Annotated in this window: 20 protein-coding genes and 2 pseudogenes; 10 read left to right on the plus strand and 12 right to left on the minus strand. The window is 37.2% G+C overall.

Annotated elements, in window-relative coordinates; genetic code table 11:
• Positions 1 to 47 precede the first annotated feature (47 nt).
• Positions 48 to 1,444, minus strand: a pseudogene (pdxR, locus tag DL897_RS15410) (MocR-like pyridoxine biosynthesis transcription factor PdxR).
• Positions 1,445 to 1,564: 120 nt separating this feature from the next.
• On the opposite strand from pdxR, the gene DL897_RS15415 reads away from it, so the two are divergent.
• Positions 1,565 to 2,521 carry a proline dehydrogenase family protein gene (locus DL897_RS15415; protein WP_113660014.1) on the plus strand — a complete coding sequence of 319 codons (957 nt, stop codon included), beginning with the start codon at positions 1,565 to 1,567 and terminating at the stop codon, positions 2,519 to 2,521.
• Between the two features lie 577 nt (positions 2,522 to 3,098).
• Here the strand turns inward: DL897_RS15415 and DL897_RS15420 are convergent.
• Both DL897_RS15420 and DL897_RS15425 read right to left on the minus strand, forming a co-directional pair.
• Positions 3,099 to 3,593, minus strand: coding sequence for a helix-turn-helix domain-containing protein (locus DL897_RS15420; protein ID WP_113660015.1), 495 nt, complete (start codon positions 3,591 to 3,593; stop codon positions 3,099 to 3,101).
• A 4-nt stretch (positions 3,594 to 3,597) separates the two neighbouring features.
• On the minus strand, positions 3,598 to 4,134 hold the full coding sequence (locus DL897_RS15425) for a DUF6932 family protein (RefSeq protein ID WP_113660016.1): 537 nt from the start codon (positions 4,132 to 4,134) through the stop codon (positions 3,598 to 3,600).
• Positions 4,135 to 4,388: 254 nt separating this feature from the next.
• On the opposite strand from DL897_RS15425, the gene DL897_RS15430 reads away from it, so the two are divergent.
• From DL897_RS15430 to DL897_RS15450, 7 genes and pseudogenes are all read left to right on the plus strand, one after another.
• Positions 4,389 to 5,012 (plus strand): recombinase family protein, encoded by a 624-nt coding sequence (locus tag DL897_RS15430; protein ID WP_113660017.1) that lies wholly within the window; start codon positions 4,389 to 4,391, stop codon positions 5,010 to 5,012.
• Between the two features lie 572 nt (positions 5,013 to 5,584).
• Positions 5,585 to 5,725: a hypothetical protein gene (locus DL897_RS18345; RefSeq protein ID WP_168188825.1), complete on the plus strand. Its 141-nt coding sequence runs from the start codon at positions 5,585 to 5,587 to the stop codon at positions 5,723 to 5,725.
• Positions 5,726 to 6,026: 301 nt separating this feature from the next.
• Entirely contained in the window at positions 6,027 to 6,476 is a 450-nt protein-coding gene (locus DL897_RS15435; RefSeq protein WP_113660018.1) for a MarR family winged helix-turn-helix transcriptional regulator, read from the plus strand.
• Positions 6,477 to 6,523: 47 nt separating this feature from the next.
• Positions 6,524 to 7,081, plus strand: a pseudogene (locus tag DL897_RS15440) (permease); the annotation flags it as partial.
• A gap of 14 nt (positions 7,082 to 7,095) precedes the next feature.
• Positions 7,096 to 7,236 carry a hypothetical protein gene (locus tag DL897_RS18350; RefSeq protein ID WP_168188826.1) on the plus strand — a complete coding sequence of 47 codons (141 nt, stop codon included), beginning with the start codon at positions 7,096 to 7,098 and terminating at the stop codon, positions 7,234 to 7,236.
• Between the two features lie 61 nt (positions 7,237 to 7,297).
• Complete coding sequence (locus DL897_RS15445) at positions 7,298 to 7,489, plus strand: hypothetical protein (protein ID WP_113660020.1); 192 nt, start codon at positions 7,298 to 7,300, stop codon at positions 7,487 to 7,489.
• A gap of 28 nt (positions 7,490 to 7,517) precedes the next feature.
• The gene (locus DL897_RS15450) at positions 7,518 to 7,967 is read left to right on the plus strand and encodes an ArsI/CadI family heavy metal resistance metalloenzyme (RefSeq protein ID WP_113660021.1); all 450 of its coding nucleotides are present in this window, start codon (positions 7,518 to 7,520) and stop codon (positions 7,965 to 7,967) included.
• Positions 7,968 to 8,165: 198 nt separating this feature from the next.
• On the opposite strand, the gene arsC is transcribed toward DL897_RS15450, so the two are convergent.
• The 3 genes from arsC to DL897_RS15465 are packed head-to-tail and all read right to left on the minus strand — an operon-like array spanning position 8,166 to position 10,025.
• Positions 8,166 to 8,588 carry an arsenate reductase (thioredoxin) gene (arsC, locus tag DL897_RS15455; protein ID WP_113660022.1) on the minus strand — a complete coding sequence of 141 codons (423 nt, stop codon included), beginning with the start codon at positions 8,586 to 8,588 and terminating at the stop codon, positions 8,166 to 8,168.
• Between the two features lie 11 nt (positions 8,589 to 8,599).
• Positions 8,600 to 9,643, minus strand: coding sequence for an ACR3 family arsenite efflux transporter (gene arsB, locus DL897_RS15460; RefSeq protein WP_113660052.1), 1,044 nt, complete (start codon positions 9,641 to 9,643; stop codon positions 8,600 to 8,602).
• 58 nt (positions 9,644 to 9,701) lie between these two features.
• Positions 9,702 to 10,025, minus strand: a complete 324-nt coding sequence (locus DL897_RS15465) for an ArsR/SmtB family transcription factor (protein WP_113660023.1) — start codon at positions 10,023 to 10,025, stop codon at positions 9,702 to 9,704.
• Positions 10,026 to 10,562: 537 nt separating this feature from the next.
• Here DL897_RS15465 and DL897_RS15470 point away from each other — a divergent pair.
• Positions 10,563 to 10,946, plus strand: coding sequence for a VOC family protein (locus tag DL897_RS15470; protein ID WP_113660024.1), 384 nt, complete (start codon positions 10,563 to 10,565; stop codon positions 10,944 to 10,946).
• A 157-nt stretch (positions 10,947 to 11,103) separates the two neighbouring features.
• On the opposite strand, the gene DL897_RS15475 is transcribed toward DL897_RS15470, so the two are convergent.
• Together DL897_RS15475 and DL897_RS15480 are read right to left on the minus strand one after the other, a co-directional pair.
• Positions 11,104 to 12,309, minus strand: coding sequence for an erythromycin esterase family protein (locus DL897_RS15475; RefSeq protein WP_113660025.1), 1,206 nt, complete (start codon positions 12,307 to 12,309; stop codon positions 11,104 to 11,106).
• Between the two features lie 441 nt (positions 12,310 to 12,750).
• Positions 12,751 to 13,554 carry an alpha/beta fold hydrolase gene (locus DL897_RS15480; RefSeq protein ID WP_113660026.1) on the minus strand — a complete coding sequence of 268 codons (804 nt, stop codon included), beginning with the start codon at positions 13,552 to 13,554 and terminating at the stop codon, positions 12,751 to 12,753.
• A gap of 95 nt (positions 13,555 to 13,649) precedes the next feature.
• Here DL897_RS15480 and DL897_RS19105 point away from each other — a divergent pair, with 95 nt between their 5' ends.
• Positions 13,650 to 13,820 (plus strand): JAB domain-containing protein, encoded by a 171-nt coding sequence (locus tag DL897_RS19105; RefSeq protein WP_420824144.1) that lies wholly within the window; start codon positions 13,650 to 13,652, stop codon positions 13,818 to 13,820.
• A gap of 1,000 nt (positions 13,821 to 14,820) precedes the next feature.
• Here the strand turns inward: DL897_RS19105 and DL897_RS15490 are convergent.
• From DL897_RS15490 to DL897_RS15505, 4 genes are all read right to left on the minus strand, one after another.
• The gene (locus DL897_RS15490) at positions 14,821 to 15,642 is read right to left on the minus strand and encodes a cytidyltransferase (RefSeq protein ID WP_168188827.1); all 822 of its coding nucleotides are present in this window, start codon (positions 15,640 to 15,642) and stop codon (positions 14,821 to 14,823) included.
• A 460-nt stretch (positions 15,643 to 16,102) separates the two neighbouring features.
• Positions 16,103 to 17,386 (minus strand): MFS transporter, encoded by a 1,284-nt coding sequence (locus DL897_RS15495; RefSeq protein WP_113660028.1) that lies wholly within the window; start codon positions 17,384 to 17,386, stop codon positions 16,103 to 16,105.
• A gap of 152 nt (positions 17,387 to 17,538) precedes the next feature.
• Positions 17,539 to 17,883, minus strand: a complete 345-nt coding sequence (locus DL897_RS15500) for a cupin domain-containing protein (protein ID WP_113660029.1) — start codon at positions 17,881 to 17,883, stop codon at positions 17,539 to 17,541.
• Between the two features lie 4 nt (positions 17,884 to 17,887).
• Positions 17,888 to 18,514, minus strand: a complete 627-nt coding sequence (locus DL897_RS15505; protein ID WP_168188828.1) for a DUF2848 family protein — start codon at positions 18,512 to 18,514, stop codon at positions 17,888 to 17,890.
• Positions 18,515 to 18,562 lie beyond the last annotated feature (48 nt).

The raw sequence follows: 18,562 nt of genomic DNA on the forward strand, positions 1-18,562 counted from the left end.
AAAAAAGTCGATTTCCTTTACGTTCAGGATCAATCGACTTTTATTTTTTAAGTATTACCCTTATTTATTGCTTGAAACAGTCTAGTTATGCCTTCTTCAATTTCGTCATTGTTTAGATGTCCATAACCCAAAATAATTTGATTAGGATATTTTCCTTTTTCAATTACGTGATCTTCAACTGGATGAATTTTAACTCCAAATTGTTCAATTTCTTCAAGTAATTCTTTTGAAAAATGTTGTTCCTTAAATTCAACAATGAGGTGTAAGCCTGTGGAGTCACCCAAAATATTAATCTTATTCGAAAATGTTGTTTTTAAACAATTGATAAGAAAATCTCTCCGGAATTTATAAGTCTTCTTCATTCTTGAAATATGCCGTTCCAAATGGCCTTCCTTTATAGGATAAGCTGATCTAAAGAAGGCGTATGCAGATCCGAAAACCATTTTAGCTTCCGGCACTGTTCAATGAGCTGTAAAGGTAGAATCAAATATCCCATTCTAAGGGCGGGTGATAAGATTTTGCTAAATGAACCAATGTATAATACACGTTCAGGGTCCAATCCCTGTAATGAACTTACAGGCGGGCCTTCATACCGAAACTCACTGTCATAATCATCCTCAACAAGATAACAATTAGTTTTTCTTGAGTAATGAATCAATTGAATCCGTCGTTGAATTGGTAACGCTCCTCCTAAAGGAAATTGATGAGAAGGAGTAACAAAAACGAATCTTGGATTTTTATTTAATGGCAGATAAGATGTTTTCATTCCATATTCATCAACAGGTATGGGATAGAGGTGCGCACCAGTGGTTTTAAATATCGTTTGAATATCATTGGTGATTGGATCTTCCATTATTACCGTATCATTCAGTGATAAAAGTAATTTGGAAACGAGTGTCATAGCTTGAGTTGCACCAGAAGTAATCACAATTTGATCTGGATGACAGTCAACACCTCTCGTTTTCAGTAAATAATGTGATAAAACCTGTCTTAATTCCGGACGACCCTCAGGAAAATCATATCCAAACGCTGAAGAAGATGTCTCGCTCCATATGGTATAGGATAACTTTGCCCATGTCTTACGTGGGAACAAATCCAATGCTGGTATTCCTGAACGAAAGTTAATATCATCATCTTTTTTGTCTTTTTCATCCCTAATAAAAGAGTGTAATGAGGATGCCTTTTTATGTTGTTCTAAAAAAGCTCCTGCAGCAACAAATGTCCCCGAACCCCTTCGAGAAACTAAAAATCCTTCGGCCAATAGTTGATCATATGCTTCTAAAATTACATTCCTAGAAACTTTTAATTCAGAAGATAGTTCCCGGGTAGATGGTAGTTTTTCATCCGATTTTAGCTGACCATTTAATATCCGTTCCCGTATTTGCTGATAAACTTGCTTAATTAAAGGTATATCCAGCGACCGGTCAATAGGTATCCAAAGCATATTTGCATTTTCTCCTTCTATAAAAGTGGTGCCATAAAAAACATAATAAGTGGTACTAATATAAACCATTTTATCATGATAAAGTGGATTCAAATAGTAAAAAGGAGATGTACAATCATAATGAAAACTCAGGAATCCCAGGTCTCTCAAGCACTTAAATCGATTGCACGAAATCAACATATTAAATCCTATATTCAACAATCCAATGAACTATATCCATTATTATTGAAGGCTGCCAAACGGTTTGTTACAGGAGAAAATAAACAAGATGGAATCGAGATAGCAAAGGAGCTGATTTCAAAAGGGTATTTTATTTCACTTGAATACATAGGGGAAAATACAGCAGAATTAGAAGATTGTATAAAAGTCAAAGAGGAATTTTTGAATCTTATAGAAAAAATGGGTTCCATGTCAATGAAACAAACTGTTTCGCTAGATCTCTCGCATATTGGATTATCTTTGAATCCAGACATAGCTTATAAGCATTTACTTGAGATAGCCGAAAAAGCAAATCAATACGGGATTACACTAATGATCAGTATGGAGGAATCATCAAAAACGGACGACATTCTTGATATTTATAAAAAGGCGACTAAGCAATATCCAAATGTAGGCATAACACTGCAGGCACATTTATACCGATCCAGCGATGATATTAAGGAACTCATTTATTATCCTGGGAGAATACGAGTTGTTAAAGGTGCTTATGAGGAATCTGCTGAAATTTCTATTGCTAGATCTGAAGAATTAACCGAACGTTATCTGTCCCTTGTGGACACCCTCGTAGCAGCAAACCATCCTGTATCCATTGCAACACATGATGAGGTAATTATTCAGGAATTACTACATCGTAAACATGCCCAACAACCTAATGTAGAATTTGAAATGCTATATGGAATCCGTTCTGACTTGATATGGGATCTAAAGGAAAAGGGTTACCAAACAAAAGTATATTTAACATATGGGAAAGAGTGGTATTTATATTTATGTCACCGACTTGCTGAGTATCCACCGAACATTTATACTGCAATCTCTGATATTGTACAGCCAGATCTTACAGATAAAATATCATATTAACTCTTGACTTCTTAGATTAAGCTTAAGATTCCTATGAACCTCTCCCACTCACGCTAACGCTAAGAAGAGGGAGTTTCTTACCATTAGAATCAAGAAGCTCTCACGTATCGAAGGGTTTGCCTTCGATACTCGATCGAAGTGATCGGAAAGTCATCTGGATTCCTAAGTAAGCAACAGGTACAAAAAGGGATGTACCAGGGTCGGAACAGACCATCTACTACTTCTCGCTAAGCGATCCGTAGATACGTTTGTTTCGTGATAACAAATACCAAATAGACGAACCTATAAAAGTATCTGTGTTAATTAAACCTAGAAAAAATATTGATTTATGGATTCAGTACAAAAACGAGTCTGATATACATCATGTGTATGTTAACACGAAAGCCTTGTTATTACATAAAGAATCTCCTGCCATACCAAAAGTGGAACTGACTTTTTCCGTGCAAAAAAATTAATGGAGTGTATTCGTCATTATGTCATTCCATTAGAAGTAAAAGGTTCAAATCGTAGAGAAAAGAAAAAGAGTAAATAAAAAAACAGGGTTGACAAAGTAACACGTCAGCCCTGTTTTTGTTTATTAACCCGCTTGTCTCTTCTTCTCACTTGATGCTGCCATTTCTTGAATAGCTTGCCACTTTGAGTATTCATCTTTAGGAATAATAGTTAGCTTCTCAACTTCTAAAGCCTGTAATATCCGATTCAATTTTCTCATGCTGATGTTTTGATATTCATTTCTCTCATCCTTACAAACCTGTACAGGAGTCACCCCTAATCGTTCAGCAAGTTCGGTTTGACTAAGACCTTTCCAGATTCGAAGTTTGATAAGATGAGAGCCGAGTTTATCAATTGTTACCTTCTCTTTCTCAAAGTCTCCAGAAACTGCTTCTTCATATTCTCTTATATCACGACGTAAACCGCTTAGAACACAATCTAACTGACAAAAAGCAATACCTATCATCTCAGGCGTATATCCTTCTTCTTTCATTTTCTTTAATTCTTCTGCACGATATTGTTCATTCTCTTCTAATTCTTTCTTTGACTTCAAATACTGCTGTTCTGAATGAAGTCTCACATAATCACCCCTTAATTAGCTTAATAACCCCTTTAGGAAAGCCGTTTTTATCTTGACGAAACATTTGGTCAAACTTCTTTCCATCCTTTGTCGCATAGACCCCAAAACAATTCGGATAGATCTCAATTTGATATTTGAACCACATCTCTGGTTTTGACTCGAAATCACTATTTGGTCGCCTTTCCCACCAATTCCATAGTCCATCCTCAGATAAAGAGTTGAGTTCGTGAGCCAAGGCAATTAGCTCTTGTAATATTTGAGCTCTAGTTTTCCCATCATCAGGGAATTCAAAATAGGCATCAATATCTTTAGGTGTTTCTTTGTCAGTACAGAAAGAGCCATCAATATAAACACTTTCAATTCCTATAGTCCATAACGGCTGAATCAAATGCTCCAAATTATTCACTAAATACCGCCTATGTCCTTCTTTCCATTGATAGGTTGATTCATCTCCTAGTACTAAAATGGATTCTTTTAATTCAGATATAGTCATTTCATGGTCACCTTCTGGAAGATAGCCATATTCATTAAAACGTAACATATGTCCCACTCTCATTTTAGCCTATTTTATTCACCTTATAACTTCTAGGTTAAAAGACTAGTTCCTGCTAAAGAAAATCTTTATATATCTGTGTCCATAAAGGTATACTTTAGATCTCATCCACTTTTGAATGGATCTATTGTTTATAAAGGTATGTTTGATAATAAATAGACGTTTATTTTCTTACAACCACTTTTACAACCACATTTGATATAATATAAATATTAAATTGATATTGGAGAAGGGATATTTATATGAAGATGGGCTATATTCGAGTTTCATCGAAAGATCAGAATATTGAGCGGCAATTAAAAAAGATGCACGAGCTTGGAATTGAAGAAAGATATATTTTTATTGATAAGCAAAGTGGTAAAGACTTTGACCGTCCTCAATACCAGATGATGAAGAGATTTATTCGTGAAGGTGATATGGTTTATATCGATGCTCTTGACAGATTAGGAAGGAGTTATGATGGGATTATCAAAGAATGGAAGTATATCACTCGTGAAATAAATGCAGATATTATCATCTTAGAAAACGAAACATTATTCGATAGTCGGAAATTCAAATCCATGGGTGATATCGGAAAGTTGATGGAAGATCAGTTCTTATCTCTTCTATCTTATGTTGCTGAGCAGGAAAGAAAGAAGATTAAACAACGTCAGGCAGAAGGGATCGCACTGGCCAAGGCGCAGGGTAAGCATTTAGGAAGACCTAAAATCGATTTATCAACTCTATCTAAAGATCAAAGGAAGCTAATCAATGAAAACTACCCAAAGTGGAAAGCTGGAGAAATTACAGCAGTTAAGTTTATGCAGATATTGAATCTAAAAAAGAGTACATTTTATAAGATTATCAAAGAGTATGAAAGCATATGATAGTTGTTGATTTTATCCTAAAATAACAAACACTGATATTCCTCTTATATTTTGTCTATGAGTTTTCTTTTATTATGGATTAACTCTCTCCTATTACAGAAGAAATTAGAAGGCTGTTTTCATAGAAACTGTAGAGTTGGAAACTTATTGGAATAGGGTCATACTAATAGGTTGATTGTGAGGTTATAAAGCCATGAAGTGGTGGTCCTCTTTTCGGAGCCGCCCTTCCTAAGAATCACGAGTTTCTGAGTACATACCTAAACTCTAAAATATAGCATGTGTTGAAGGAAAGGGAATGACTAAACAAATATTACAGGAAGTTATGGATTGATGGGGTTGTAATATTTAGGATTATCAATATACAGCAGAGATATTTGCTACAGGTGCTTATGCTATAAAGTTTTCGGTAATATCAATCTTAAAGGAAGTAATTATATCTTATCGAATAGATTAAGTAGGTGCGTTTAATCGGTCTTTTTCGAAGCCTCATACATCCTTACCCAGTCTACACTGTATCAGACGTGGATCAACCGCGCTAACTACCATACAAGACGGTAAGGAGGGTATGTTTCGTGCAATGGCTTAACATCTATGTAGAGCTTAAAGAGTGGATGCTAGCTCTGGCTCCGGTTCTCATCAACTTGTACATACATCTAAGAGAAAAGAAAAAGTCCGATACTGCCACGAACAAGGACGATCGGACTAAGGTTTAATAGTCTGGTGCGACTGTTTGCGGCAGGTCGCACCTTTTACTATTATAACCGAAATAGAACTATTTATTCTTTATAACAAGAGATTGATTTTACAGTAATTGTTGTCTTTCATCCCACGGTTTCCTTCTATCGTCTTCATCAAATCCCATTAAATAAGAGCGATTTGACACAGGTAAAGTTTAAATAAATAAGTTTGTTTTATAAATGATAAAATCAATTGAGATGCAATTAAGAAATAATTTTTTAATATATACTTGCAAAATGCAAATAAATATTTATAATGAAATTAGAGGTGATTTTGTTGGAGAATATTCGAGCATTGTTTCAAGTAATGACACGACGCTTTGGATTTTTAAACAAAAATTGTTGCGGTGTTAGTGGTTATGAAATTTCTCTTACTCAAAGCCATATCCTTTATGAAATTGATCATCAACATCAACCATCTATACAGCAAGTCGCTGAGACTTTAGGAATAGATATCACCACCTTTAGTAGACAAGTTCAATCTCTTGTAAAAATGAATTTAGTGAAGAAAACCCCTTCGGTAGAAGATCGAAGAGTAATGGTTCTCTCTCTTACTACAGAAGGTAAGTACGTAGCTACTGCTGTTGATAAAATGATGAATAGCTTCCTTGATGAAGTTTTTTCATACATGACTGATTTTGAAAAGGAAACGGTACTTAGGTCGATTCAACTTCTAAATAGCTGTATGGCAAAATCAAAAATGTGTTGTAATCCAGTTGGGGACTAAACTCCCCTTTTCTTAAAACATATACTTGCAAAATGCAAATAAGAGAGATGGGGGCATTATTGGGGTTAAAAGTTGCAGTAACCTATACACTAATTACATCCATTTTATCGGTAATTATCGGATTAGCTTTGGAAAAATTGGGTTTTGAAAGTGCAGTCAAACAAGTAATAATGACTAGTTACGAGGATAAGAAAACAAAATTCAGTTTAAAAGGAGCTTTAAATGAAACATTAGGTTTAATGAAGTCTGTCTACCCTTACTTACTGATTGGTGCTGGTATCGGCTCTTTTATTCACGGATATGTTCCAACTGAATGGATTTCTTCTTATTTTGGCGGTAATCAATGGTGGCTAGTTCCGGTCGCAGCCATAATCGGAATTCCTTTATATATTCGATTATCTACAATGGTTCCACTATCACAAATACTCATTGTCAAAGGAATGGCAATCGCTCCTGTTATGGCACTCATGATTAGCTCAGCCGGAGCAAGTTTACCTGAAATTACATTGCTTCATTCCATCTTTCAAAAGAGATTAGTCATTGCTTTTATTCTATCAGTTATTTTTATGGCAACTATATCTGGGTTCTTATTCTTTATCCTTTAAAGGAGGTGTATTTGATGTCATGGATCAAAAAAGTATTCAGAAAGAAAGAGAACACTTGTTGTGAAGTAAAGATTCAAGAGTTTCAACCTCAAAATAATTCTTGTTGCAATATAAAAATTAAGGAAGCAAAAGAAGCAGAGCAACTCTCCAAATAGACTCTTCACACTTATAAGCTTATCAAAATAGTTTTAAAAAAATCGATTTGAGGTGAATCCCATGCAAAATTGGTATAAAGTAGATCAAATGGCAAGAATACGGCAGCAAGAAATGTGCCAAGAATTATGTAACATCCCTCGACTATCGAAAGAAAGTTTACTTGATACATTTATACAACAGATCAGACAGTTCTTTCGTGAAGATTATCCTAAATACTTACATGAACAATTATGCTGCTTAGATAAAATCTAACTGAAAAATCAAAAGGAGAGTGTAAAATATGATTTTGAAACCTCATCTCGCAATTAATGTAAAAAACTTGGATCAATCTATTCAGTTCTATACAAGTCTTTTTGGTGTAGAGCCTGTTAAAGTCAAACTAGGATATGCTAAATTTGATTTAGAACAACCCGCCCTAAACTTTACTCTCAATGAAGGTGGAGAAGTGAGTGGTGGGATTAATCATTTAGGTATTCAAGTCGCCTCTACTCAGGATGTCTTACTTGTCAAAGAACGACTACAACGAGCAGGTCTTGCTACATTTGATGAAATGAATACGAATTGTTGTTATGCTAGGCAAGATAAAATATGGGTAACGAGCCCAGATGGACATCAATGGGAAGTGTTTACTGTCCTAGAAGATGTAAAACAAAACGATGATCCAACTTCTTGTTGCATAACGGAAGAAGAACCACAAAAAGAAAGTGGAACATCTTGTTGTTCTGAATAACTTCGATTGAATGATGGAAGTAAAATGAATTAATCAAATAATAGACCAGCTGGCTATATCTCAAAAGTCTTGTGTGATCCCATTCGCCTTCAACTACTCACCATTGAAATGGTGAGTAGTTGACCGTTGATAAACTATAGAAACCCTTAATTAGAATAGGAAAAGCCACATCCATTTACTAAGGGGTGTGGCTTTAATTTATTTTCCTTCTTTAGCGAATTGGATAATCCGAGATTCAATTTGATCTCGAACACGTTGGAACACTGCCCATTTTTCTTCATCCGTTCCTTCTGCTTTAGCCGGATCATCAAAGCCCCAATGATCACGGTTTACATGTGGCGAAGTCATTGGGCATTTATCATTCGCATCACCACAAAGAGTGATCACATAATCAGCTTTTTTCAATAGCTCTGGATCAATGATATCTGAAGTTTGATTGGAGATATCGACCCCTTTTTCAGCCATCGCTTTGACTGCTTTCGGATTGAGTCCATGTGCTTCGATCCCAGCACTATAAACATCAAAATGCTCTCCTAAGTATTTCTTTCCGAAGCCTTCTGCCATTTGACTACGACAAGAGTTACCTGTGCAAAGGAAGTAAATGATTTTCTTATTGCTCATGTAATTCCTCCTTATGACTTTTGCTGTAATTTGAAATATTTTCGTCTAAACCAGAAAGCAACATTGACTAAACCAATAAGGACAGGAACTTCAACGAGGGGACCGATGACTGCTGCAAAGGCTGCTCCTGAGTTAATTCCAAATACACCAATGGCTACTGCAATTGCTAACTCAAAGTTGTTACTAGCGGCAGTAAAGGATAACGAAACCGTTTGGGAGTAATCAGCTCCTACTTTTTTACCCATGTAAAATGAAACAAGGAACATAATGACAAAGTAAATGAGTAAAGGAACAGCAATTTTAAGAACATCGAAAGGTAGCTGAAGAACTAAATCACCTTTGAGTGAAAACATCACAATAATTGTAAAGAGAAGAGCGATTAAGGTAATGGGGCTAATCGCTGGAATAAAGTTTTTCTCGTACCATTCCCGTCCTTTAGCTTTAACCAAAGTAAACCGGGTGAGCATTCCTGCTAGGAAAGGAATACCTAGATAAATCAGTACACTTTCTGCAACTTGTCCCATAGTGATATCTACTACTTGCCCTTTGAATCCAAGCCAATCAGGTACAAGTGTAATAAAGAAATAGGCATAAACCGAATAAAAGAGAATTTGGAAGACCGAGTTAAAAGCGACTAATCCTGCAGCATATTCTCGATTTCCATCTGCTAGATCATTCCATACAATGACCATCGCAATACAACGGGCTAAACCAATCAAGATTAATCCAACCATATATTCTGGTTGATTTTTTAAGAAGATCAAAGCCAGAGTAAACATAAGAACAGGACCAATAATCCAATTTTGAACGAGGGAGAGTCCTAAGATTTTAAAGTTGCGAAAGACCTGCCCAAGTTCTTCATAACGGACTTTTGCTAAAGGAGGATACATCATTAAAATAAGGCCGATTGCAATAGGTATGGATGTGGTTCCAGCTTGATAAGATGTCAATGCTTTTACCATATTAGGAGACAAATAACCTAATCCAATCCCAAGCGCCATTGCAAGGAAAATCCAGAGAGTGAGATATCGGTCTAAGAAAGAGAGCCTTCTCATCACTCCACTCATAAAATCAACAGCCTTTCAATAAATATCATTAAATGAGATGCCAAACTCAATTACAGAACACTTTCCGACCACTTTTCTTTAACTCCTCAATCTCGTTTTTCATATCTGGAAGTGTGTCTAAGATGGATTGGAAGAAAGGATATATTGATCCATCTAATGAGTAGAAAATCCATTGACCTTGCCTACGTTCTTTTACTAATTTTGTATTCTTTAGCTTTCGAATGTGTTGGGAAATGGCTGGCTGCGTCATTTGTAAAATTTCTACTAGCTCACATACACACAGTTCCTCTACTTTAAGTAAAGACAATATACGTAAGCGTGTTTTATCTCCTAAGGATTTATGACACTCAGCTATCTGTTCTAAATTCATCTTATTCATCACCTCATGATTATATAAGCATATACTTATATTAATGTCAAATAGCCCAAATAGGCCCAAGACCAGCGTTCGTGCAACCAGGGGCAAAGTAGATACCATAAAATCACATTAAGGAACCAGCTTACTTAAAGCTGGTTCAATTTATTAAGCATCTGTTACCGACTCGGGTTCAGAACAAAGTCGTATAAATATTGCTATGACCCGCGATCGATGCCACCTTACAGATCAGAAGGTTAAATTTTCGCTGTATTTAGTAAATGACTTGAATACTGTAATCTTAGAAAGCTGTTGGATACGGTTGCTTAAGAATAATAAGGACTTACCAGTAATTGCTGGCTGAAGCCCACGGTTGGGTAGTTTTCGTTTTGGCCTTCACCTCTATATGAATACGAAGTTTCCATCAGAAGGTATATCCTTGTATTTTTATAATATCGGAACAGGACTTTCTGACGAATGTGTGGGTTGTTTTGCGTGCAACTTATTAACACAGCACCATGCGTCACAAATAACAAGGGAGGCAACAACAGTATGAAAATCGTTGTTACCAGTATATTCGTACAAGATCAAGACAAGGCACTAAAGTTTTATTCAGAAAAGCTGGGGTTTGTAAAAAAGGAGGACGTTCCAGCTGGGGAATTTAGGTGGATAACGCTTGTTTCTCCCGATGATCCGGACGGTACCGAGCTTTTACTCGAACCGAATAACCATCCTGCCGCCAAAGAGTATCAAGAGAAGATATTTACCGATGGCATCCCAGCAACAATGTTTGGCGTTGCAGATATTCGTAAAGAGTACAATCGATTAGTGGAAAAAGGCGTGAAGTTTACTATGGAGCCGACAGAAATGGGCGAAGTCACAATAGCTGTCTTCGACGATACATGCGGCAACCTTATTCAGATCGTGCAGATGTAACTTCACGACGAAGTATCCTAGTACTAAACGACTTTATTGGCAAGTTTTAAGTTCGGTGAAGTGTTTTTTATCAAAAATTATACCACTTGATGTTAACTCTGTCTTATTTTTAGGATGGGGTAGTTCATTTACGGGTGATCATGATTTGATATCATCATTACACTAGCCGAAATGCAGGTGTAATCTCCTGTATATGAATAATGACATCGAACCAATCAGAGAGTAACCCTTTTAGATGTGTAGGGTCTTTCTTGGGATCATAGTAGGGACCAATCGCACGCATCTTCGTTGGAGTTCTGAGCCATGATTGAACTGATTTAGGTTTTTCAATGCGCAAATCTAATAAAAATGTATCCATGCTAGCTTTACTCAAAACAAATTCAACAAACTCTGAAGATGGCGGAGAAATAGGATTTAACCCTGAGCCATGATGAAAAGTGAGACAGATAGATGAATAACCCGATCCAAAAAATTTTCTTAAGTAGCTTCCCACACTATACCCTCTATTCGGAATTATGTTGTTGTTAGCCACATGAGCAACCCCACCCCAATAAACAATTTTATGGCCTGTGTGCTTATGCCATAAAATCATGTTTCTAGCAAATCTTTGATCAAGGTCTAGTTTATCTAAGTCGATTTGCTCATAGAATCCCCAGATAAATCGGGCGTATTGGACCGCAATAGAGTGATTGTCACAGCTAGGGAGATCAGAAACAAGCTCATAAGCCTGTTTAGCGTGGTTGATAAGTTCCAGTTTCTCCTTTTTAGGAGCGTTAGATAATGAAAAATGATCCATATGTGACGAGCGAAGGACAGAATAATGAACCTCAAGCTCGTCTAACCGTTCTGATGCTGTTGACCGAACGTAATCAAGCACCACCTCATAGGCCTTTATAGGTACACCTTGTGAATATCCACCAAAAACACGGATTGTATCGTTTGGATGCTGTTGGTTGTAGGAACGCATCCATTGAATGGCATCAAGGAATTCTTCTGTCTGCAATGGTTCCCATATATCTGACAGTATGGCTCGTAGATTACCTATGCCTGTACGAAGGTACTCATCGACCCGAATGCCTATCGTCCAATCAATCTCTAGAACAAGGGAACGGAATCCTAAATACTCAACCAAGAATCTCAAAAAGCGGTGTTTAATAAGCTGCATTTGATGGGAACTACGAGCACCACGGGTTGTTTCACCGAAGCTGACGACCTTGGTGCCTCGTAACATGCTAGCAAATTCCGATAGATCCGTGAGTGGGTCTCGTGGATCAATGGTAGTAAGTTGTCGCGCATGATTTCTAATCCACTGAATCACTAATTCGTCCTCTGATGAAAATGTACTATCTGGTACTTTGCTCATAGATGAAAATCCTTTCTCAGTTTGTTATTATCATGTTTGTATAAAGCGAAAATTTGGAATCTCGATCAGGGTTGTAGATGAATTCAAAAAAGGTAATTGACTTCTTTTCATTTACTGTTTCTATAGAATAAAATTTATATCTCCATTGCTTTTTTCTAGTACCCTTCCTGCGGTTCGAATTTTATTTCTCATTCCTAATTAGAAAATTCCTATTGTCCGTATGTTTATTCCTTGACACAAGGTGGAAAACAGAAGAAAAATGAAGTGATTGAACAGCGGATTTGTAAAATGAATCAGGAGATGACCACTGGTAAGTATAATCATCTCCTGAAAGAAGAAAAAACAGAATAGAGTAAGTATACCATATTTTATATATTCTGTTATGTTTGCTTTTGTTTTAGCTTTCAAGAACCCAGCTTTTCAGTGGGTTCTTTGTGTTCTTCACAAAAGTTTGTTACGCAGGAAAAATGTCATCAACTTATTAAACTCCTCTGGATTATCTTGATTGGCACAGTGACCTGCGTCAGGAATCCAGTGAAATTCGCACTGAGGTTCAGATTTAGCCCATATAGGTGCTATCTTTTTGATATTTCCAGTGTTATCATGTTCACCGCAAACTAGAAGAATGGGTTTGTTAATTTTGTAGTCCTCTTCAGTGTGCAGACAATTGGCAGTAGCTAAGAAGATTTTTGTGAAATCATGTGATCCGATAGAAAGAAAAGCGTTTCGCAAATACTCCTGCACTTCATATTTCACCGAGCTTGCTCGTATACTTTGTTTAACCATGAGGTCCCATGGATAAACAGACATGATTAAAGGAGTCAATCCTATAGTCAACTTTTCTGTAAATGTCAATTTTTGCATATTCCAAGTACAACCAATTAAAATTAAATTTTCTACTTTTTCTGGGTAATAAAAGGCAATTTCTTGTGCAACGTTCCCTCCCATCGATTGACCGATAAATGTAGCTTTATTGATCATTTCCTTATCCATGATCGAAAGAATATCGTCCATTAGCAGCTTAATACTAAAGTTTGGCCCCATCGGTCTGGACTTCCCATGTCCTCTTGCATCCCAAAGAAGTACAGCGAACTGCTCGTCCAACGACTTGAGCTGGTCTTTAAACATGCGATGGTTTGCACCTGCGCCATGAAGGAAAATTAACCAAGGGGCATCTTGGTTAGGTGTTAACCAATAATGAATGGAACAACCATCTTTTTGAAAAGTTTTTTCCAACAAATTCATTCTTATCCTCCATACAAATATTTACTAATTTCAGCTGTATGATGTATTTTTCAAAATAACCCCATAATCTTCTAGACAAAGGTTAAGTATAAATTATTCAAAAGCACTTAAAAGGAGTTGATCGTGAGCATTTTGTAATACTTCTATTAAACATAAAATTACAGGTTATAAGGATTAACACCGCACACATTGGATTACTAAACTCATCAGTAGTTCACCCACGGTTCTATTATTGCAAAGATCTACAAATTTGTTTGTCAGGTTGAACAAAAAGAATCCTCAACGTCAAAATCTGAAATGTCCCCATTAGACACTTGAAATAATGGTGTTAAGAGTTTGACCTTCGCTATTTGACATGTTTAAAAATGGAAACACGTTATTTTCTACAAAATGGTGGTTAACCGAAAGAAGATAAATAAAAAAAGACTACGAATTTTCACCTGTAGTCTTTTTTACCTCCAAAAACCAACCCTAGCAGGCTGATTCATGTAAATTATATACCAAATAAGAATAAGTATACATTATGCTTTAAGTAGAAAAAAAGTATTTTTAAATCGATACTACTACTAGCTTTCTCAATTAGGGTGAAAAAGAACGGGGGGATCCGAACGATTTGACCCTCTATGGTTAGGAATCCAACGACGCTGTGTGGTCGATCTGTAACGTCAACTACTCACCATTGAAATGGTGAGCTTGTATCTGTCCAGCAGTACAAATGTCATGGAGACTCCTGCCTTCAATTGACGATACATCGTGGGCAAGTTGACAGCTACCCGTACTACACCAGTCATGCTGATGTAGTCCCTCCCTGCAACAAGGTACTCAATTCCCCAGTTTGTAATCTTTTACGCAAGAAAACATTTCTCCTTGCAACGCGATAGATACAGTTTTCAAAGAGCTAGGAGTGCCTTTAGTACAGACAGTACCCAACCGTCTTCTCCGAAAAATATGATATCACTTTGGAGGGAGGTACGACAGGACAAAAATAGTGTTTTCCTAAGCATCCCTAAAAAGAAGGGGTACCGGGAAACGCCGACATTCCTCTACGCCTTTGAAAAGGCTAGTCTCCTGTCGGCTATTATCATGAAGTTCTCCATCTACTTCTGCGAATGGTGTCCAAAAATCGGCAAGAAAGCTGATTTGATGTTTTTCAGCACATACTTTCTAGCCTCTAGTCCAATGGTTGCATGGCAACCATCATGCCACACGGTTAGGTATAAGACAAAATGTTTCACTCCTCTATAGGATACACATCAATATGCACTTTCAAGAGCACCCAACTGATGCGGGCAGCGTCGATTCAATACGCTTCAGCCAGTGGAAACTCACTTCGTCGTGTACTTTTGCAACTTCAGGACGGTTGATTATCACGATTTCCCCAGATTCGAAGATCCTGCAGAATTCGAAAAAACTTTGGTCGACAGTGTCAATTTTCGTCAAATAAACTCCGCTTTTGGGCAGCAGAAACGGTTCGGCTACATAGAATACGTTTTGTGATATTTTAATACCCATGATTTCATAATGTTTGCCGAGATATTTTGGCACAATGTCCACAAAACCTTCCGATACAAGTTGCCGGATGACGGTAGAACTGATTTTTTGGTACTTGTGACTCAATTTTCTCACTTCATGCACTTTGAAGAACCCTGCCCCCTCGCGCCGGAGAGTCTCTATGTTCCCTTTACCACGGTAGCCATATCTGTAATCAAACCCAGCAACAACATGTTTAACTTGTAAACGGATCAGATATTCTTTTACAAAATCACAGGAAGACAACGTCGCAATATTTTCGTTAAATTGAACAATATACAACTGATCTACACCCATACGAGAAAAAATTTGTTCTTTGATACGCAATGGGGTCAAATACTTCATCGGTTGTAGTAAATGATCGACAACCTGTCGGGGATGGGGGTAAAACGTCATAACTGAAAAATTAAGTTTTTCGGTTCGTGCAATCCAAGCCGCCCGATTAATCAGAGACTGGTGGGCGATATGGACTCCATCAAAAAAACCGAGGGCCATGACGCATGAACATTTGGGATTAATCTCCAGTTCAACTGGATGTGACAAATGTATCACTTCCATTTTTCTACCTCCTTTCATTTAAGTTAGGCATGTCGTCAACCAAATGAACGAGTTTAATTAAATGAAGAGTAGAAGATGGTAACTGAGATGATCTAATACGAATCAAATAAATCTTCAGTCTCTACACCGTTATGCGTGACGAAGTCAGTAACGAAGGATGTTAATTTGGGATGAACCCAAATAGACGAGATCTCCCCGAATTATTACACAATGTGGCTAAATTATTCCAGAATACTCCGATTTCTCAGTTGTAAAATACAGCACTAATGAAACCTTTCCAGCATCGCCTTATAGCTGTAAATCATCACACATTTGATCGTCTTATATGAAATATGGGCACTATTTTCTACATTCTCACGAATATATCCAAAACCAAACCCGAATTTGAGATCGATTAGAATATTATCAGTGTAAATTCATAACTATTTGGTAGTAGACTCTCTCTAATATAAGGAAATTTCTAAATACTCATACCCCCTCGTCTTCGCAAGAGTGAAACCGAGATAAAAGATACTATACATAGAAGAAAGACAAAAATGGCAAGGGGAATCCAAGAATTATTGTAGGCGTTTAACAAATAAGTTGCGATGATTGGAGCTGTTCCTCCAAATAAGGCTGAACCACTTTGATAGCCAAGGGTTATTCCTGTGTAACTCACATTCGTATTAAACATTTCGGAGAACATTGTACCAATTATACTTGCAATTGAAGACCATAGAATCCCTAAGGCAAAAATCGAAATAGCATATACCCAAAAAACAGATTTTAATGATAACAAATAAAAGTATGGGAAAGAAAAAGCCGCAAGGGCAGATGTACCTAGTAGAAAAACGCGTTTACGGCCAATTTTGTCAGATAATATTCCCATTAATGGAATACAAATCGTTGTAACAAGACTTGCAATTGTAATTACATTTAACGTTGTAGTCCTTGTAAAGCCAATTTCTGTAGCATAGCCGATAAAAAAAGTGGTAAATATATAGAATGGTCCTACCTCTACACATTTTGCACCTAATGAAATGAGAACTGCTTTCCAATGGTTTCGAAGGATCTCAAAAAGAGGGATTTTGACAACATTACCTTTTTCTTTTTCTTCTTTGAAAGCCGATGTTTCCTCAAGTCCCATTCGTATCCAGAGACCAATGACTACTAAAAGTGCACTTAGTAAGAATGGAATTCTCCATCCCCATGATAGAAACTGCTGTTCTGGAAGTAAACTCATTAATGAAATAGACAATGTTCCAAGTAACATACCTAGCGGGATTCCCATAGCCGGAAAGCTTCCGAAAAATCCACGTTTATCTAAGGGTGAAGATTCAACCGCCAGTAGGACCGCACCTCCCCATTCCCCGCCAAGCGCCGCCCCTTGAATAAGGCGCAAAGTCACAAGAAGAATCGGTGCCATAATTCCAATCGTACTATAAGTCGGCAATAATCCAATACATACGGTAGAAAGCCCCATTAATACAAGCGAAAAGACAAGAGTATTTTTTCTGCCAAATTTGTCTCCCATGTGACTAAAAATAAGACCGCCAAGAGGTCGTACAAAAAAGGTAACTCCGAAAGATGCATATGCAAGCAACAAACTGATAAAGGGATCATTATTAGGAAAAAACAATTTATTAAACACAAGTGAAGCGACAGTTCCATAAAGAAAGAAATCGTAAAATTCTATAGTACTGCCAATTAAAGTAGCGAATAATACTTTTTTTGAGTTTACTACACGTTGTCCTTCCCTTTTCACCTAATACTCCTCCTCAGGTCTTATACCGCTTATATTGGCACATAAATCGTGATGGGTTCAGGTTATTAAAGTAACCCACCTCATTTGGAGGTAAGTGGATTAGTTTTTTACATTCATTTTCCAAATAGGTGGGGTTTTTATCTTAAATTAAGTCACTTGCTGTAATAACGCACCTCAAATATTTTGCAACCATTGGGAGATCTCCATGGTCCATGTTTCATACCTGGAGGACGACATGCTACCATTCCCTGAGTAAACTCTTCATTTAACTCTAAATCGATAATGGATCCTTCAATAATATAAAGTTCCTCCCAAAAATCATGAATTTGAACACCATTCGGTGAAGTATCCGTACCCGGTTCGAATTGAAGGATACGCGTAGCTACCTTAGTTTCTGGATCTGCTGCAATTATTCTTTCTGTGAGTCCTTTAACACTACTAAATGGTTTTTCTTCAAACTTGTAATAATCGGTAAATTCCAGCTCTGGCTTTGCCATTTTGTTACTCCTCCTCAGCGTCTTTTAAAACCTTAATGTTGTATTTTAATTGAATCGTGTTACCATTTTTCGGATCGCGAAGTTGAGCAAGGAAGGTTTCCCCGAATAGGAATGTACCAACCTGTAGCGGTAGAGTCCCACAGAATATAGCTATTCCACTGCTCTCATAATCACGTTCGCGCACAATTCGGAGCAATTCGTCCGGGTTCATAAAACTTCCTAGAGTTCCTTTCTGATATACATGCTGAACTCCATCTTTAATTACCCAACTTTCAATCTCGATTTCATCCCAATAATCCCTGATGTGATCTAACGGCCATACCTGTGAGGAAATTGGTTTTAAGCAGACCTGCTTCGACTTTTGGATCGAGGTCGCTTCCAAAACCCGATCTGTATGATCACTACCGAGTCCCAAATACCAGACTCCATTAATATCCAGCAATATGGCCTCGGCCTCACCGCTACTATGGTTTTGAACGACTGTAATCTGATCGGTCACCTGTATAAGTTCCGGTGATAGATCGTAAATCATCGGAACACGTGGCGGGGGTGAAATGCCTAGCGCTTTCAGTTCGTCAATATGCTGTTGAACTACCTTTTGATTTTTTCCGGTATAACCAGCAATAATCAACCTGGTCGGCTCCCATTCCAGTATCATCCCGTTGCAATGAATTTGCAT

This window comes from Thermoflavimicrobium daqui (genome assembly GCF_003313465.1).
GTDB classification, from domain to species: domain Bacteria; phylum Bacillota; class Bacilli; order Thermoactinomycetales; family Thermoactinomycetaceae; genus Thermoflavimicrobium; species Thermoflavimicrobium daqui.

Excerpts from the sequence above, each read along its gene's own strand:
- DL897_RS15415 (WP_113660014.1), top strand. The coding sequence starts at position 1,565 with ATGAAAACTCAGGAATCCCAGGTCTCTCAAGCACTTAAATCGATTGCA.
- DL897_RS15425 (WP_113660016.1), bottom strand. The coding sequence starts at position 4,134 with ATGTTACGTTTTAATGAATATGGCTATCTTCCAGAAGGTGACCATGAA.
- DL897_RS15430 (WP_113660017.1), top strand. The coding sequence starts at position 4,389 with ATGAAGATGGGCTATATTCGAGTTTCATCGAAAGATCAGAATATTGAG.
- DL897_RS18350 (WP_168188826.1), top strand. The coding sequence starts at position 7,096 with ATGTCATGGATCAAAAAAGTATTCAGAAAGAAAGAGAACACTTGTTGT.
- DL897_RS15445 (WP_113660020.1), top strand. The coding sequence starts at position 7,298 with ATGCAAAATTGGTATAAAGTAGATCAAATGGCAAGAATACGGCAGCAA.
- DL897_RS15450 (WP_113660021.1), top strand. The coding sequence starts at position 7,518 with ATGATTTTGAAACCTCATCTCGCAATTAATGTAAAAAACTTGGATCAA.
- arsC (WP_113660022.1), bottom strand. The coding sequence starts at position 8,588 with ATGAGCAATAAGAAAATCATTTACTTCCTTTGCACAGGTAACTCTTGT.
- arsB (WP_113660052.1), bottom strand. The coding sequence starts at position 9,643 with ATGAGAAGGCTCTCTTTCTTAGACCGATATCTCACTCTCTGGATTTTC.
- DL897_RS15465 (WP_113660023.1), bottom strand. The coding sequence starts at position 10,025 with ATGAATTTAGAACAGATAGCTGAGTGTCATAAATCCTTAGGAGATAAA.
- DL897_RS15470 (WP_113660024.1), top strand. The coding sequence starts at position 10,563 with ATGAAAATCGTTGTTACCAGTATATTCGTACAAGATCAAGACAAGGCA.
- DL897_RS15475 (WP_113660025.1), bottom strand. The coding sequence starts at position 12,309 with ATGAGCAAAGTACCAGATAGTACATTTTCATCAGAGGACGAATTAGTG.
- DL897_RS15480 (WP_113660026.1), bottom strand. The coding sequence starts at position 13,554 with ATGAATTTGTTGGAAAAAACTTTTCAAAAAGATGGTTGTTCCATTCAT.
- DL897_RS15490 (WP_168188827.1), bottom strand. The coding sequence starts at position 15,642 with ATGGAAGTGATACATTTGTCACATCCAGTTGAACTGGAGATTAATCCC.
- DL897_RS15500 (WP_113660029.1), bottom strand. The coding sequence starts at position 17,883 with ATGGCAAAGCCAGAGCTGGAATTTACCGATTATTACAAGTTTGAAGAA.